This is a genomic window from Paludisphaera borealis, from assembly GCF_001956985.1.
In the GTDB taxonomy this organism is placed as follows: domain Bacteria; phylum Planctomycetota; class Planctomycetia; order Isosphaerales; family Isosphaeraceae; genus Paludisphaera; species Paludisphaera borealis.
Genome location: NZ_CP019082.1, coordinates 4,483,618 through 4,500,518 on the forward strand (window position 1 = coordinate 4,483,618; position 16,901 = coordinate 4,500,518).

Sequence of the window (16,901 nt, forward strand, 5' to 3'; positions counted from 1 at the left end):
AATGAATGCGCTCAGCGCGTTCGGAGCAGGCCTCGCATTTGGAGGTGGCTGGCCGGGAGGGAGCCTTCTTTGAGCATCCGCGTGAGTTTGGTTTCGACGACGTGGGCGGGCCGGAGGCCGGAGCGCTCGTCGACGACGAGGGCCTCTTCACGCGGGGCCGGAGTCCGGCGGTCGGTCGCGACGAGCCGCGACGGCGACGGCCTGCGGACGCTGGGCGCGTCGACGGGCTGCGGGGCGATGGTCGATTCCGCGGCGATCAACAAGGAACTCAAGTAACCCTCTCTTTGAGTCATAAAACAGATCCTTCCTGCAAAGCCTGACGAAACGTCCTGCGATAGGGCGTAGCAATCAGTGCGCCGAATGGCGGTTTTTTCAGGCGATCCCGCGATGTGACGAGAAGAAATCGCCCGGCACCATCCGTAAACAAGTGTTTAACATGAATTGTGTAAACCTCGAACATCCGGTCGCCGGTCCGGTCTCCACCGGGTGATCGTCGCCGTCTCCTAATCAGTACGAATTTCAGGCCGAACTCGTGGGATAATCCGCCGCAAGTTTTTTTAATTCGGCGAATGCCTCCTCGCATGGTCCGGTCGTCGTCCGGGAGGACGGGTCGACGAATCTTGCGGTCGCGGCGTACGATTCTTCGATGGTCGGCCTCCGGGAGACGTACCATCTCCTGGGAACGGTGACGGGCTCGGATCGAGTCTAGCTTGCGGACGTGTTCGAAGGATGAAGCTGCGATGTCGCGACAGAGTAAATGGAAGGGATTGCGGGACGTCGGCCGCGAGCTGGGGCAGATCCGCCGGCGCGGGCGGCAGGTCTGGCGGCTGGTGCCGTGGCGGCACCGTTGCGCCCTGGGATTCGCACTCGTCGTCATGTGCCTCGCCAGCGCGGCGGGCACGGCGATCCCGATCTACCTGGGCAAGCTGTTCGAGTCGGTCAACCCGTCGAACGTCCAGTCGACCGCGCGCGATCAGATCGCCCGCACCGCCGGGCTCTACCTCGGGCTGATCGGCGTGGCCTACATCGTCCGCGAGACGATGAACGTGTTCCGCCGCTATCTGGTCGAAAACACCTGCACCCGGATCGATAAGGATATGTGTGTGCGCCTGGTCGCGCACTTGATGAAGGTCGACCTCGCCTCGCTGGCCGAGGACCAGGTGGGGGCGCTCTACGGCCGGGTGACGCGCAGCGCCGATGGGTTCGTGCGGTTCTTGCGGATCAGCTTCCTCGACTTCGTCCCGGCCTTGTTCACCGGCGGGTTCGCGGTCGCCGCGACGTTGGCCAAGCAGCCGTGGATTGCACTGGCGATGGTCGGCGTCGTGCCGATCTCGCTCGGCCTGACGGTCGCCCAGCTTGTCACTCAGAAGGGCATCCGGCTCGACCTGCTGCGGACCCGCGAGAAGATGGACGGCACGGTGGTCGAGCAGCTCACCGGCATCGACTACGTCCGCGCCGCGAACACCCACCGCCGCGAGACCCGCCGCGTGGCCAAGGCCGCCGAGACCCGCCGCGGCAAGGAGCTGCGGCACCATTTCGAGATGTCGCTGTTCGGCTGTGGCAAGGCGCTCAACGAGGGCTTCTTCCACATCCTCGTTCTCGCCTTCGCCGTCTACCTGTACCTTCAGGGGCAGATCACCCACGGCGACATCCTGACGTTCTCGGTTCTTTACTTGAACGTCATGGCTCCTTTGAACGAGGTTCACCGGTTCATCGACGAGGCGCACGAGAGCAGCATCCGCGTGGGCGACCTGATCGAGCTGTTGCGCGAGCCTGTCGACCCGTCGTTCAAGCCTGTCGACCCCCGTACGCCGGTTCTGACCCTGGGCGAGCCGTTGTTCGTCGCCGAGGACGTCGAGGTCAAGTATCGCCACGCCTCCGAGACCGGCCGCCCGGCGCTCAACGGGGCGTCGCTGGTGATCCGCCACGGCGAGACGATCGGCATGGCGGGGCGGTCGGGGTGCGGCAAGACGACCTGGCTGCGCGTCTTGATGCGGCTGATCCACCCAACCGGCGGCAAGGTCGAGTTCGGCGGCGTGCCGCTCGCGAGCGTCTCGCGCGAGTCGATCGGCGACCTCGTCGGCTACGTCGGCCAGAACCCGTTCGTATTCGCCGGCACGATCGCGCAGAACATCGCCTACGGATGCACCGGCGCTTCGCCCGAGGCGATCCGCCAGGCCGCCGAATCGGCCTGCATCCATCAAGAGATCCTGATGATGCCCGGCGGCTACAAGGCCCGCGTCGCCGAGCGCGGGCAGAACCTTTCGGGAGGCCAGCGGCAGCGGCTGGCGCTCGCGCGGATCTTCCTCAAGAACCCGCCGATCCTGATCCTCGACGAGGGGACCTCGGCCCTCGACAACATCAGCGAGCGGCTCGTCCAGAAGGCCATCAACGTCGCGCGGGCCGACCGCACGGTGATCCTCGTGGCCCACCGGCTGACGACCCTGCTGGAGACCGATCGGATCATCGTCTTCGAGGACGGCAAGGTCGTCGAGACCGGCTCGTACGGCGACCTCGTCCAGGCCGACGGCGCCTTCGCCGACCTCGTCCGCTCCGCCGTCTCCGGCATCCTCGACCCCGACGAGGAAGCCGTCGAGGCCGCCGGCGAACGCGAGACGAATTAGAGCGGTTCACCTTTGAGTTGCGCACAGCCGGGTTATCCGGAAGACCGCATTACTGTAGGGGCGTCCCTTGTGGGCGCCCGAATTGCGGGGGCCGCCGCAGTCGCCGACGCCGATCGGGCGCCCACAAGGGACGCCCCTACGTGCGCAACCCAGACGCAAACCGCTCTAGCGATGCGAATTCCCTTCTCCTCTCGGGAGAAGGCGTGCTCGCACCGGCTTCCGCGCGTCACTTCCGGTCTTCGAGGGCCTTGCGGAGGCCGTCGATCGCCTGGCGCAGCTCCTTGATCTCAGAGGCCATCTCGTCGATTCGCCTGGCTGAGGCGTCGACTCCAGCGACGGACTTGGGATTGTGCTTGGACAGCTCGTCCCGGTAGTGGCCGACCGCCTGGCGCCATGCGAATGACGCTGACGCGTCGTTCTGGACGACGCCCGGGCGCATGACCGTTGCGCCGAGGAACGGCTCGCGCACTCTCGTCACCCTGAATTTGGTCGCCTTCTTCTCCGGGGTGATCTGCGTCGTGTGTCGCATTCTCTCTCGCAGGTATTCGATGGCGAGCGGCTTGTCGCCGTTCTTCTGCACCACCTCGGAGAGCCCCCCCTGGTCCATCTGGAGCTTCCCGGCGACGGTCAGGATCACGTCGTTGACCTTGAGATCGCTCTTGGCCGCCGGGCTGCCATCGGCGACGGCCGTGACGACCAACCCCTGATGATCCGGGATGTCGAGCTGGGCGCGCAACGCCGGCTCGAGCGCCGCGACGTTCACGCCGATCCAGAATGTCGTGGTTTCCGACGGTACCGGCCCCAGGGTGATCCGCACCTCGGGCTGAACATTCAGGTCGACCGTCATCCCCTTGCGGAGCAGGCTCAGGGTCAACCGTTTGTCGCCCGCTTGCTTGAGTTTCTGTTCGAGGTCCTCCGGCTTGTCCAGATAGACGTCGTCCAGCGTCATGAGGATGTCGTTCTCGCGGACGCCGGCCTCCCAGGCGGGACCGTGGACGCGCACCGAAGTCGCGACCAGGCCGCGACCCCTGGGCAGCTTGAGCTGGGCGCGAAGTGCGTCGTCGGGCGCGACCAGCTTGAGATCCGAATCCGGGTTCAAGTCGATTGTGAAGGCTTGCCCGGCGCCTGTGAAGACGGTGCCGGCGGGGGCGTAGTTTGTCGTGGCATAGTTCTGGGGGTAGTAGATGAAGGATGAGGCCGTGGGAGGGCCTTTGACGTCCTCCTTGACCTCCACTCCGTTCTGGTTCAACAAGACCTCCACGGTCGCCGGCTTCGGTTCGTCGTCAACCGGCAGCGGGGCTAGGATGGACGCGACGAGCGGGAACAGCAGCAGGCGCAGCATCAGATTCTCCTCGGTAAAGGGAGCGAAGGGGATCGTCGAAGCCGTCACGGAGGCGTCCGCGAGGGGCGATCGACTACAGCGGTTCAGACCCGACGTAACGCAGGCGGACCTGGTCGACGGGCACGACGACTTGACGGCCGTCGGCGAGGGGCATGGCGACGAGTTCGCGCTCCTGGTCGAGCGCATAGCCTTGGCGTTCCAGGGCGGCGCGCTCGCGGTCGGAGACGGGCATCGGCTGATTCATCAGCCATTGGGAATCGAGCCCCGGGCCGGCGAGGATCGGAACGTCGGCGGTCGGCGCATCGGCCGATCCGGTCGCGAACCGAAGCCGGGCGACCTCCCGGATCGCGGGGGGCGGATCCGGTCGAGCCGCTTCGGGCTCGTCAGCCTTCGCAACGGTCTCGACCGGCTCGTCGTGAGCCACGAGCGTCGGCGCTGGCACAATCGGCCGTTCGTCGCGTCCGCCGGTCAGCCAGCCCATGCCGAACGCGACGAGGGCGGCGGCCGCCGCGAGGGTCGTCCGGACGCGCTTCGAGCGCGCTGTCGGAGCGGGGCCGATCTTTAGGCTCGTTTGAGGCCGGCTCGGTTCGCGGAGGACGTCGCCCCAGGTCTGGGCTTCAAGGAAGGCGAGCGCGCAGCGCTTCCAGCCGTCGGGCTCGGCGTCGAGCCGGTGCAGGGCGTCGCGAAGCTGGGCGGGGGAGAGGCCGCCGTCGACGATGCGGTCGATGGTCAGGTCGAGGTCGGCGTCAATCATGGCTTGGGTCCTTGAAGTCGGTCGCGAGGGATTCGAGCTGCGCCCGCAGCCGTCGACGCGCCCGCATCAGCCGGGTCTCGATCGCGGGGATGCCGACGCCCAGCAGTTCGGCCAGCTCGCGAGCGCTCCAGCCTTCGCCATACTTGAGGGCGAGCAGGTCGGCGTCACGCGGGGGCAAGCTCCGCAGGGCGTTCTGGACGATCTCCCGGCGTTCGTCGTGCAACAGCCAGACCAGCGGCGAGGGGCCGGGGGCCTCGTCCGGCGCGGGCCGAAGTGTCGCGCAGCGGTCGACCAGCGACCTCCTCCGGCCCGCCTTGCGGCGGTAGAGGAGCGTCTGGCGGACGGCGAGCCGGTAGAGCCAGCCGACGACCCGCCCGGGGTCGAGCAGGGGGGACCGCTGGGCCACGACGGCCAGGGCCACCTCTTGCATCACCTCGTCGACCCCCTGCGGCTCGCGCAGCCGGGTGGCGACCACGCGCCGCAGCCAACCGTCGTGGGCCGATAGTACGTCCCCCCAGTCGGGCATGGTCGAGCCCTCGGTTCCAATCCGTTGTTTGGGGTCCAACTCGCTCATGGTGCAAAGAAAGTTGCCGCCACCGGCGAGATCCTTGCAGGGAGCGGAGGTATTTTCGGAGATCGCCGCCCGAGATCTTATCGGCGCGGCTTGATCGGGGCGGGCAAGATGGTCTGCGTCGGCGCGAGCTTGAGCCAGTCGAGGCCGACGAGGTAGCTGGTGCTTTTGGGGTTTTTGCCGGCGATGGTGAGGCTGAGGACGTGCGTGCCGGCTTCGAGCGAGAGGACGCCGAGCGCGGCGGCCCCGGAGTGGACGACTCCCGGTGCGTAAAGATCGATCGGCCGGCCGAGGTCTTTGCCGTCGAGGGCGAGCTGGACCATCGCGTAGTCGGGAGCCTTGGTGAACCCGCCCCAGAGGGCGTAAGTGCCGTCCTGCTCGACGCGAACCTCCAGGTCGAGCCGCGCGCCGGGCTCGCGGACGATCCAGAAGAGCTGCTGCGCACCCGACCAGGCGTCACCGAACTGGGTCATGTCCTGGTTGTGGACGTCGCCGGCCGTCTTGCCGCGCACCTTAAGGCTCTCGGCCTCGATCGCGCCCGGCTCGCGGTTCACCGGCGGCCGGGGGCGGACCGTCCGGCTCGACAGGTTGGGTACGTCGGGGGCGATCGTCGCCCCGGGCGCGGCGTAGAAGTAGGCGAGGGTCCCGTACTGGATCGTCACGGCCTCCCAGTGCCAGACTTCGATATCGAAGTCGAGCGACTTCTGGAACGGCACGGAGTCGAGGATCTGGTGCCGGACGTTGCTGGTGTTCCCCTTGCTCCCCGGCCCGTCGCTCCGCGTCTGGCTGTGGAATGGGTTCATGTAAGGATGCGTATCGCCCCAGGCGTAGCCGAAATAGTCTTCGGTGCCGGTGCCGAACGTGCTGGGAAACTTCTCGCCGTCGACGTAGATCTTCTCGTCCCCCTCGCCCCACCAGGCCGGAGTCGGGTTGTAGATGTTGCACAACAGGCCGACGAACCGCCCAGCCCCGCCCTTGACCCGAAGCGCCGGCCAGTCGAGCGTGCCTTCGGCCTTCTTGGTTCGCAGGACCTCGTCGCTCCGCCATCGGGCGTGGAACGTGAGCTTGCCGGCGTTCGAGGGATCTTCGTGGATGTTCGCGCGGATCACGACGTCCGCCGCGTGATCCGATTGATTTTTCAGGCCGATCCGTGCTGAGTGTTGGTAAGGCATGTGCCACCGCGCGATCATCGCGGCGCTGTCGCCGACCTCGTTGACGGCCATCTGGAAATGATTGAGCCCCGGCCCGCTGCCGAAGAAGTCGCCGAGCGGCGTGGCGACCTGCGGCGTCACCGCGTCGTCGAACGTGATGGTCAATAACGTGCGGGCCAGGACGTCGGCGAGGGCGTCGTCGTCGAGATTCGACCGCGAGATTTGGCAGAGCAGAGCGGTGATCGCGCCGGGGCGGTCGCCGGGGTTGCGGGTGGGGATGATCTCGGTGGAGTGGCCCGGCCGCAGTCTGAACGGCTGCGATGCCGCCAGGTCGCCCGAGAACCGCGCCAAGGGCGATTCCAGCAGCGCGCGGCGTGTGTTCGCGATCGTCCCACCCGCCCGCGCGAGGACCTCGGGCGAGTAGCTTTCCACCTGGGTGTTCTTGGGGAGCGTCGTCACGTTCACCTGGTAATACTGGTCGCCCTTGGTGGTCGTGATCTTGATCGCCCGGGCGAACGGGAACGGAAAATACAGGTTGCGCCCGCGCGAGGCGTCGTGGCCGAACGGGGCCGAGAACGGCTCGATTTCGCCGTTGGTGATGCTCGCAAACGGCCCGGCGAGCGCCGGTTTGTCGGACCCGTCGATGTAGATCCGCAATTCGCCGTCGGGGTTGGCCGACCAGATCCGCGAGACGTAGCCGGGGCCCTTCGATTCGGCAAGCACCCATTCGCGATGGCCGCTCTCGCCTTCGACCCGCAGGTAGTGGCCGCGATCGCCGTTGGCGAACGGGTTGACGATCGTGTCGCCTTCGAGCTTGCTGGCGCGGTCGTAGCTGGAGAACATGACCGAGCGCTCGCCGGCGGCGGGAGGCTGGGCGAGCCACGAGAGGTCGACCATCCTCCGCAGCAGGCTCTCCACCGTGACCGTCGGCCCGTCGTCGGCCCGGGCGGGCGCCGCGAGCGCGCCCGCGACGGCGAAACACAGCAAGCAGCGTCGAGCTACGTTGGACATGGATGGAACTCCTCGCGAATCGATCGGGCGCGTTCCTTGTCTTCCCTCGCACTCCCACCATCGAATCAAACACGGGGGCGGCTGGCAAGGACCAGGCCCGAGCTTGAGGTTCTTGCCGGTGGATGGAGCCTGTGATACCGTCGATTCGCGGATCTTTGAGACACGCTCGGCGCGCGGGAGGTTGATCGATGACGGTTGCACGATGGTTGATGGTTGCTCGCCGGGCGGTCCTGGCGTCGATGGCGGTCCTGGCGTCGGTCGGTGGAACCGTGGCGACGGCGGCCGACGGCGCCGAGCCGAAGTCGTACTGGGTCTATGCGGGCTCGTACACCAACAGCAAGACGCCCAGCGAGGGGATTTACAAGTTCGAGCTTGACGCGGCGACGGGCAAGCTGACGCCCCACGGGCCGGCGGCGAAGCTCGCGAACCCTTCGTTTCTGGCCGTGCATCCGAACGGTAAGTTCCTGTACGCGGTCAACGAGGTCGAGACGCTGAACGGCGAGAAGGGGGGCGGCGTGACCGCCCTGGCTCTCGATCCCGAAACCGGCGCGCTGCGGGTTCTCAATCATCAGTCGACGAAGGGCGGAGCGCCTTGCCACCTGACGGTCGACGCCAAGGGGCGGAACGTCCTGGCGGCGAACTACGGCGGCGGCAGCGTCGCCTGCCTGCCGATCGCCGAAGATGGAACCCTGAAGCCGGCGTCGACGTTCATCCAGCACGAGGGCAAGAGCGTCGACCGTTCGCGCCAGGAAGCGCCGCACGCGCACTCGATCAACCTCGACCGCGCCAACCGGTTCGCGCTCGCGGCCGACCTCGGGCTCGACAAGGTGCTCGTCTACAAGTTCGACGGCGACCACGGCAAGCTGACGCCCAACGACCCGCCGTTCGCCAAGATCAAGCCGGGGACGGGCCCTCGTCACCTCGCCTGGCATCCTTCGGGCGGCTTCGCGTACGTCATCGGCGAGATGGGCAACACCGTGACCGTCCTCAAGTACGACGCCGCGAAGGGCGTGCTCGACGCGATCCAGACGATCGGCACGCTCCCCGCCGATTTCCACGGCAAGAGCTGGACCAGCGAGATCGTCGCGCACCCGACCGGCAACTTCGTCTACGGCTCGAATCGCGGCCACGACAGCATCGCGATCTTCACTGTCGAGGCGTCGACCGGCAAGCTCAAGGCGACCGGCCATCAGCTCACCGGCGGCAAGACCCCGCGCAACTTCGTCGTCGACCCGACCGGCCGCTGGCTGCTGGCCGAGAACCAGGACTCCAACACGATCGTCGTCTTCAGCATCGACCCCCAGACCGGGGCGCTCGCGCAGGTCGGCGAGCCGGTGGCGTCGCCGATGCCCGTCTGCATCCGGATGATCCCGAAGCCGGCCGCCGGCAAGTAACCCGGAGCCGGACGCGGACATGAGCGACGACGGATGGCTGGACGGGCCGGGCCCGGGACGCGCGCGCCAGGCGCGGCTGGTGTCGCTGTTGTACGCGCCCGACGACGTCGCCGCTCGATCGCGGCGGATCTACAACGCCGTGATCGAGCAGTCGGCCCAGATCCACGCCGGCGACTTCAAGGTCGTCGGCGTCGACGATTTGCAGTTGCTGTTCCGGCTGTACGACCGCGAATTCTTCCGCGAGCGGCTTGCGGAGATGCTCGCGGAGGACCGCGCGTATCCGATGGGCTTCCGGCTCTCGAAGCGGCTGACCCGGGCCGCCGGTCAGACGATCCGCCAGATCCGCCGGGTGAAGGCCGGGGGCAAGGTCGTCGACGACGTCGAATACGAGATCTCGGTCTCGACCACGCTGTTGTACAGCACGTTCCAGCACGTCGAGCGCGAGGTGATCGTCGGCGGGCTCGTCTGCCGCGACCGGCTCGAAGCCCTCCAGCGGATCATGGAGCACGAGCTGCTGCACCTCGCCGAGTTCCTCGGCTGGGGCCGGTCGAACTGCTCGGCCGATAATTTTCATATGCTCTCGCGTCGCATCTTCGCGCACGAAGGCGTGACGCACGACCTCGTCACCCCGCGCGAGCAAGCCGCGGCGGCCTACAACGTCCGCGTCGGCGACGTCGTCGCCTTCGAGATCGACGGCGCGCGCCGCCACGGCCGCGTCAACCGCATCACCCGCCGCGCCACCGTCCTCGTCGAAAGCCCCCAAGGCGAGCCCTTCACCGACGGCCGCCGCTACCTCACGTTTTACGTCCCGCTGCCGCTGCTGCGGAAAGTGGGCGGGTGATCAAGTCATCAAGAAGACGAATGTGGCAATCATCCCTTCTCCCCCGGGAGAAGGTGCCCCGCAGGGACGGATGAGGATCGTGGGATTTCGAGATCCGTGATGCAAGCGACGACCCTCATCCGGCCGTTCAACGCCCCGCCGCCGGCGCCTCGACCTGGCCCTTGGCGGCAAGGTAGGCGAAGAGGTCGCGGATCTCCTGGTCGGTGAGGCGTTCGAGCTGGCCTTCGGGCATCATCGAGACGTTCGACGGCTTGAAGTCCTCGATGTCTTCGCGGGCGAGGATGATGCGTTCGTTGGCGGTCTGGATGGTCAGGGTGCGGTCGTTCTGCTCGCGGATGATCCCCGAGATCAGGCGGCCGTCGGCAGTCCCGATGGTCGACACGGTGTAATCGCGCGCGACGGTCGCGCTGGGGTCGAGGACGTTCTCGAGGATGTAGTCGGCGTTCGCCCGGTCCGAACCCGTCAGCTCGGGGCCGACGTCGCCGCCGCCGTCGAACAGCTTGTGGCACTGGAAGCAGGTCCGCTGGAACAACGCGCGGCCGCGAGACGGATCGGCGGGCTCCTTCGAGGCCAGAACCGACTTGTATTTAGCGATCAGCGACGTCTTGTCGGCCGACGTCGGCCGGATCGTCCCCCAGACCGTTTCGAGCCGCTTAGCCACGTTCGCGTCCTTCAGAGCCAACAATTGACGGGCCGCCGTGACGCTCACGTCCCGGCGCGGGACGACGCCCTTCTCGACCGCGTCGAGCAGCGCGAGCGCCCAGGAGGGCCGGGCCGAGAGCGTGGCGACCGCGTCGTCGCGCTCGGCCTCGGTCAGCCCCGCATAGGCGTCGAGCACGACTTTCGGCGTGTCGGCGTCGGTGTACGCGGCCATCGAGCGGAGGGCTAGCCCCCGCATCGCGGCGTCGCTCAGCAGGCTGCGCAGCTCGACGCCGAGGCCGGGCACGCGACGCTCGACCAGCGTGCTCAAGGCGCGGGCGCGGCGGTCGGCCGGCGTCTTGGCGTCGAGGGTCGTCGCGCGGAGGGTGGCGATGGCCTTGGGTTCGTCGAGGATCACGGCTAAACGGAGCGCCTTTTCGAGCACGCTCGTGTCCTTGGTCGCGGCCAGCCCGGCGTAGATCTCGGCCCAGCCCTCGGGACGGGGGACCTGCTTGCGGCCTCGAAGCGCGTCGAGCACGCCGTCGAGCACGTCGCCCCGGACGTCGTCGCGGTCGAGCTTGAGGACCGGCCCGAGGGCCGCGAGCCCCTTGGCGGCGTCGGCCGTCACCACGCGACGCGCCAAGAAGTTGCGAAGCATCGGCAGTTGCACCCGCGTCGTCCATTCGGCCGCGCGATCGAAATCGGCCGCGGCGAGGGGCTCGACGCCGTACCAGGTCATCAGCGGCAGCATCGGGTCGGCGGGGTCGATCTTGGCCGAGGCGAGGACCTCGGCGAGCGGCCAGCGATCGGCGACCGGAATCCGTTGCAGGGCCGACGCCAGCGCGAGCCGGACGCGCGGCGAGGCTTCGTCCTTCGCCAGAGTGGTGAGCCGGGCCGCGACGGGCGCCGAGATCGAGCCGGCGTCGCCGAGCAGCCGGACCGCCCAGCCGCGCACCGATTCGTCGCGGTCGGTCAGGATTCCGAGGAGCGCCTTCTCGTCGAGCGCGCCGACGGCGTACAGCGTCCAGAGCGCCCGCAGGCGGCGGGTGGTCTCGGGGTTGTCGCGGAGGATCGTATTGAGGACGTCGCGCGCCTTGGACACATCGCCGCCGGCGATTGCCCGCTCTTGCAGCAGCCGCCGCGCGGTGCGGACGTACCACTCGTTCTTGTGGAGCTGGAGCTTGGCGAGCTCCTCGTCGGACTGCTTGGCGAGGTCGACCTTCACGGGCTTGGGATCGCCGTAGCTAAGCTTGTAGATGCGTCCATTTTCGCGGTGGGCGTTGTCGGCGTCGTTCTCATGGCATTCGCCGATGTCCGCCCAGTCGGTGAAGTAGACGGCGCCGTCGGGGCCGTACTTGAGTTCCAGGCCGCGGAACCAGACGTCGTTGCCGTTCAGGAGGTCGGGCTCGTGGTGGGCGACGTAGCCCGATCCCTTGCGTTCGAGGCGGTCGTGGTTGACGCGGTGGCCGTGGATGTTGAAGGTGTACGCGCCGTTGCGGTAGCTGTCGGGCCAGTTGTCGCCGAGGTAGACCATCGCGCCGACGTGCGCGTGGCCGCCGCCGACCTCGCTGTGCTTGGCGTGGTCCTTCCCCTCGCGCGACTCGGTCCAGTGGCCGCCGGCCCAGTGCAGGTGGTCGGCGCAGGTGGGGATCAGGCCGTACGAATTGACGACGAAGTCCTCGCCGAACATCCGCTGAAACCGCGCGCCGGGGACGACGTGGAACAGGTGCGGGATCACGCAGTTGGTGATGAACGCCTCGCCGTAATCGTCGAAGTCGAGGCCCCAGGGGTTGGTCGTGCCGTGGGCGACGGCCTCGAAGACCTGGCGCGTCGGGTGGTATCGCCAGACGCCGGTGTTGATCGGCGTGCGATCGCCGTCGGGCGTCCCCGGCCGGCCGACGCGCGAGTTCGAGAGGATGCCGTTGCACCCCCAGAGCCAGCCGTCGGGACCCCATTTCAGGGCGTTGAACATATTATGCTGAGCCTTCACGTCCCAGCCGTCGAGCGCGACGACCGGCGCCGAGTCGGGCTTGTCGTCGCCGTCGCGGTCGGGGATGAACAGCAGGTTGGGCGTGGCGCAGAGCCAGACGCCGCCGTGCCCCAGCTCGATCCCGGTGAAGCTCGTGCCGCCTTCGTAGAAGACGGTGCGGCGGTCGAACTTGCCGTCGCCGTCGGAGTCTTCGAAGATGACGACGCGGTCCTTGCCGTGCGGTCCGCCCAGCCAGATCGGATACGAGAAATTCTCGACGACCCAGAGCCGTCCCCGGGGGTCGATCGTGAAGGCGATCGGCTGGACGACGTCGGGCTCGGCGGCGAACGGCGTGACCTTGAAGCCGGGCGGAATGATCATCCGCGCGGGGGCTTGATCAACGGGGACCGGCAGCGACGTCGCCGGCGGCTCGGCCGCGTTCGAGAGCGTTGCAACCGCCAGGGCGAGCCCGGCCGCGAAGGTCGACAAGGTGAGGGAGGAACCGTGTCGCACGGTCATCATGGAGTGCTCCGAGTGTGGCTGGTGAACGACTACGTTCGAGGCGACGCAAGGCGTCGCGGCGGGGAGGCCGATTCTCGTCTTCTATCATAATCTCGGATGCATGGGAACCGACAGGGGCCGGCTTCCTCGCCGAGACTCGGCGACCGGCGGAAGCCCGCATTACCGTAGGGGCGTCCCTTGTGGGCGCCCGAATCGCGGGAGCGCCGCAGTCGCCGACGCCGCTTGGGCGCCCACAAGGGACGCCCCTACGTGTGCAGCCCAAACGCAATCTGAGCTAATTCTCATTCGGTTCCGAATTCGACCGGGAATCGAGCAGCGGCTTGAGCGCCGACCAGAGCTGTTCCTTGAGGTCGATGATCGGCGGGTTGTCGAGTTCCTCGGGGGACGTCGTCGCGGAGTCGGCGGCCAGGACGCCGACGGTCAGTTCGCCGTCGGTGTAGTACAGGTCGCCGCCGCCGTTGCGGCCCAGCAGGGTCGCGCCGACGCCGGTGACCTGGTACAGAACTTTCAGCCGCCCCGCGCGGCGGAGGTCGGCGATCAGGCCGTCGCGCTCGGCGTCGACGTCGGGGGCGATGTGGTGGGTGATCTGCCCGGTGCGGTGGCTGAGGCCGACGCTGCGGTCGAACGTGACCGCGCCGATCCAGAGCGGCAGGCCGTCCTTGCCCAGGTCGGTCGACTTCCAGAACCGGACGTGATGCCTGTGCCGCGCGCTGTCGCCGGCGGGCTTCTCGAACGCGAGGTCCTGCTTCCGCCCGAACACGAACAACGGGCTGACCGGGGCCTCGGGATACGGCCGATCGCGGATCACGCTGCTGGCGATGGCGATGCTTGTCCGCAGCGTCACCGGGTCGGCCGGGTCCCAGCCCGACTGGACGATCGCGTCGACCAGCTCCTTCTCACCGCCGATCAACCCCACGTTGAGCGGATCGCCGGGAATCCCCTGCGCCGTCACGGTCGTCTTGGGCGCGTTCTCCATCGCCGGCTGATGCTCGTAGTGCTTCCACAAGAACGGCAAGATCAAATAAGCCGCCGCCAACCAGACCACGACCACCACGCCGAGGATTTTAAGTCCTCTGACCGTCCAGCGCCGCTTCCTCGACCGGACGACCGTCGCGGTCGTCGTCGTGGTCGCAGCCGTCGCGTCCTCGCCGCCTTGATCGTCGGTCATGCCGGCCTCAATCCGCTGTCAAATCTCGGGAATGTCGTCGTTTCCGAGTGTACCCGACGCCCGGCGCAGACGGCCAGAAGGGCGTTGCTGCTGAAGGCCCTCAACCCGTCGATCGACGTCCGCATGTTTTAGCTCTGGGTCAAGGGGCTGGTTGTCGGACGCGCGGTCGATAGGGGTTGGGGTCGGGAGGACCCTTCCGCAGCTCGAACCGCAGCCGGGTCGGCTTGCCGGGGGCGAGCTCGACGGGCTCGCTTTGCGCGGGGGACGCTTCGTAGCCGTACGTTCGGGCGGCGAAGGGGTCGAACCAGCTCGTGACCGGCTCGCGCATGCCGCCGAAGTGGAAGCGATAACGCCGACCGGGGGCGGGGGCGACCGTAGCGTGCAACTCGCCCTTCTCGTCCGTCCAGGCCGTCCGCAGCACGGTCGAGACGTCTTCGGCGGACCTGGACTTCTCGTCGGGCGGGCCCTCGGCGGTCCACCAGAAGAAGACGTCGGGCATCGGCTTGCCCGTGCCGGTCTCGACGGCTTCGATGATCAATTCGGCGCCGACCTTCTGGCGGATTTCGAGGGGCGAGGGGGTCTCGCCGGGCTTGACGTCGATGGGATCTTGGTAGGTCGGGAGATAGCGGGAGCGAGCCGGCGGGTTGGAGATGAGATAGACGTGCTCCCCCGGCGGCGAGTGGAGTCGGATCTTGCCCGCGTCGTCGGTATCGCCTGACTCGGAGGCCCCGAGTTCCGCACGCATCTGAATGTGGGCTCCGGCGACGGGCTTGCCGTCGTCGTCGGCGAGGACGAGCACGTCGATCGGCCGGAGCTTCGGGACGGTGATCGTGACCGGACTCGTCCGCGCCTGGTGCGTTCCAAGAAAGATGCTCCCGACGGAGGTCGGTTTGTGGTCCTGATCCGGCCCGTCGACGGTCGCGGCGAAGAGGCTGAACTCGGTGCGGGTCGACTCGGGACGCGTGACGACGAGCGAGTAGCAGAACCGCTCGGTGAGCCCTTCGATCCGGAAGCCGCCGTCGGCGCCGGTCTGGGAACGACCGAGGCCGTCGGGCAAGACGTTCCATTCCAAGTCGTCGATATTGCCCGCCTCGCGGCCGTCGGCGTCGATCTCCGCATGGTTGACGACCCGAACCTTCGCGCCCGGGATCGGCTCGCCTCGTTCGTCGACGATCCGGCCGTGCAGGGCGGCCGCCTTGCCGAACTTCAGGTCGAGCGTGACGTTGGACTGTAAGAAGAGATGGCCCTGACCGCCGTTCTCATCCAGGTTCTCGGGGTTGAACTGCCACATCGACAACCCTCGGCCCCAGGCGATCCCCTTGCCGGGCGCCTCGCCCGAGACGAGGAACCGGATATGGGGGGGCATTGCCTGGTTCGGGAGCAACTTGCTCGAGGTCAGGACCGGCAGATGGATGCCCCGGAAGTCGTATCCTCCCTCGGCGTCGGTCGTGGTCGTGGCGGCCGGTTTCACACCTTCGCGCGTGACGGCGTAGAGCGTGACTTTGGCCTTCGCGATCGGCTCGCTCCGCTCGTCGCGCGCCGCGCCCGAGACGCGCGCGGCGATGGTTTCGGGGATCGGCGTGAACAGGTAAGGCTCGGGGCTGCCCGGCGCGATCGCCATCTTCGTGAACGCCCTCCCGACCTTGGGCGCCTGTCGGCCGCGCTCCGGAGCGGCCGGAGCGTGCTTCGCCTCGGGCTGCTGGGGATGCGGTGGGACGAACGTGTTCTGAAGCTCGACCACGGCTTGCTTGCGGAGCCCGGGGTATCGCTCGGTCCAGAGGGCGTTGTATTTCGCCGACAGCTCGGCCTTGCGCCGCTCCAGGGCCTTGCGGGCCGGGCCGTCCTGGACCTTGGCGGTTTCAAGGTCCGTCGCGGACATCTCCTCCATCAAGGGGGCGACGTCGGGGGCGTTCGCGAAATCCTGGCCGATGCGGGCGTCAACGCGCCACGGCGCGAACTCGTCCGCACCGGTGAGGATGCGCCGACGGAACTCGTCGTAGTGCTCGCTCCAGGCGGCGTGATACTTCGTCCACAACTCGTCCTGGCGTTTCTCAGCGGCCGCGAGAGCCGGGTCGAGACGTCCTCGGCCCGCTCTCCTGGCTTCCACCACATCGCGATCGGCCGCCTGGACATCCCATATCAGCCGTCCCAGGGCGGGGTCGCGTTGGAACTCACTGGTGATCTTGCCTTCGAGATCGTCCGGCGCGCCTTCCTTGATATTGGCGAGCACCCGCCGACGAAGCTCGGCATAGCGCTCGTTCCAAAGCGTGTTGTACTTCGCAGTAAGATCGGACTTCAGCTCCGCGGCGGCCTTGAAAGCCGCATCCGCATGGCCGCGCCCCTCATTGGCGAGCCGGTCGATATCCTGATCCACGGCGACGATGGATTGGACCAAGGCGGAGACGATGGAGTCGGCCTTGAACAGGCTTTGGATTCGGGCTTCGAGTTCCAGGTCGCGCGGAGCTTCCGCGATCACCTCGGCGGGCGCCCGCCGACGGATCTCGTCGTAACGCTCGGTCCAGAGGGCGAAGTATTTCGCCATCAACTGATCCTTGCGCGTTGCGATCGCCTTGACGGCCGGCTCGGCGTCCGCCCGGCCCGCGCTCCGAGCGTCGTAGTATTCTCCGTCCGTCGCGATGACGTCGCGGATCAAGGCGGCGACGTCGGGGGTGCGTTGGAATTCGCCCTGAATCCAGGCGTGGAGCTGTTCCGGCGACCATCGAGGGGATGCGGGGCTTTTCCCCTGCTCCTGACAGTATGCGGCGAACACGATCGCCGGGACGGCCAGGGTCGAAGCGACGAGGGCGATGGCGGAGCGCGAGGCCTTCATGGCGGGTTCCTCCAGGTTGAGGATGCGACCGACGCGATCGTGGCAGTGCTCGCGCTCGTCACCTCTGACTGGGCTCATTGTCGCC

11 protein-coding genes are annotated in these 16,901 nt (G+C 67.6%); 3 read left to right on the top strand and 8 right to left on the bottom strand.

What is annotated here, in order from left to right; all coding sequences use genetic code 11:
• Window positions 1-11: 11 nt before the first annotated feature.
• Window positions 12-272 (bottom strand): hypothetical protein, encoded by a 261-nt coding sequence (locus tag BSF38_RS17460; protein ID WP_145952193.1) that lies wholly within the window; start codon window positions 270-272, stop codon window positions 12-14.
• Window positions 273-740: 468 nt separating this feature from the next.
• On the opposite strand from BSF38_RS17460, the gene BSF38_RS17465 reads away from it, so the two are divergent.
• The gene (locus tag BSF38_RS17465; RefSeq protein WP_076347723.1) at window positions 741-2,624 is read left to right on the top strand and encodes an ABC transporter ATP-binding protein; all 1,884 of its coding nucleotides are present in this window, start codon (window positions 741-743) and stop codon (window positions 2,622-2,624) included.
• 226 nt (window positions 2,625-2,850) lie between these two features.
• Here BSF38_RS17465 and BSF38_RS17470 read toward each other — a convergent pair whose 3' ends face one another.
• From BSF38_RS17470 to BSF38_RS17485, 4 genes are all read right to left on the bottom strand, one after another.
• On the bottom strand, window positions 2,851-3,966 hold the full coding sequence (locus BSF38_RS17470; RefSeq protein WP_168189403.1) for a PDZ domain-containing protein: 1,116 nt from the start codon (window positions 3,964-3,966) through the stop codon (window positions 2,851-2,853).
• A 73-nt stretch (window positions 3,967-4,039) separates the two neighbouring features.
• Window positions 4,040-4,720, bottom strand: a complete 681-nt coding sequence (locus tag BSF38_RS17475) for a hypothetical protein (RefSeq protein ID WP_076347727.1) — start codon at window positions 4,718-4,720, stop codon at window positions 4,040-4,042.
• Window positions 4,713-5,246 carry an RNA polymerase sigma factor gene (locus BSF38_RS17480; RefSeq protein ID WP_237170501.1) on the bottom strand — a complete coding sequence of 178 codons (534 nt, stop codon included), beginning with the start codon at window positions 5,244-5,246 and terminating at the stop codon, window positions 4,713-4,715. The genes BSF38_RS17475 and BSF38_RS17480 overlap by 8 nt, the downstream gene beginning before the upstream one ends.
• A gap of 125 nt (window positions 5,247-5,371) precedes the next feature.
• Complete coding sequence (locus BSF38_RS17485) at window positions 5,372-7,453, bottom strand: glycoside hydrolase family 172 protein (protein ID WP_083713033.1); 2,082 nt, start codon at window positions 7,451-7,453, stop codon at window positions 5,372-5,374.
• Between the two features lie 188 nt (window positions 7,454-7,641).
• Between BSF38_RS17485 and BSF38_RS17490 the strand changes: the two genes are divergently transcribed.
• Window positions 7,642-8,847, top strand: a complete 1,206-nt coding sequence (locus BSF38_RS17490; protein WP_099091995.1) for a lactonase family protein — start codon at window positions 7,642-7,644, stop codon at window positions 8,845-8,847.
• Between the two features lie 19 nt (window positions 8,848-8,866).
• Window positions 8,867-9,688 carry a SprT-like family protein gene (locus BSF38_RS17495; RefSeq protein WP_237170502.1) on the top strand — a complete coding sequence of 274 codons (822 nt, stop codon included), beginning with the start codon at window positions 8,867-8,869 and terminating at the stop codon, window positions 9,686-9,688.
• Between the two features lie 127 nt (window positions 9,689-9,815).
• Here the strand turns inward: BSF38_RS17495 and BSF38_RS17500 are convergent, their stop codons facing one another.
• The 3 genes from BSF38_RS17500 to BSF38_RS17510 form a co-directional block, all read right to left on the bottom strand.
• Entirely contained in the window at window positions 9,816-12,818 is a 3,003-nt protein-coding gene (locus BSF38_RS17500) for a PVC-type heme-binding CxxCH protein (RefSeq protein WP_083713034.1), read from the bottom strand.
• A gap of 274 nt (window positions 12,819-13,092) precedes the next feature.
• Window positions 13,093-13,986: an LssY C-terminal domain-containing protein gene (locus tag BSF38_RS17505; protein WP_076347735.1), complete on the bottom strand. Its 894-nt coding sequence runs from the start codon at window positions 13,984-13,986 to the stop codon at window positions 13,093-13,095.
• 139 nt (window positions 13,987-14,125) lie between these two features.
• Window positions 14,126-16,816: a carboxypeptidase regulatory-like domain-containing protein gene (locus tag BSF38_RS17510; RefSeq protein WP_145952194.1), complete on the bottom strand. Its 2,691-nt coding sequence runs from the start codon at window positions 16,814-16,816 to the stop codon at window positions 14,126-14,128.
• Window positions 16,817-16,901: the final 85 nt, after the last annotated feature.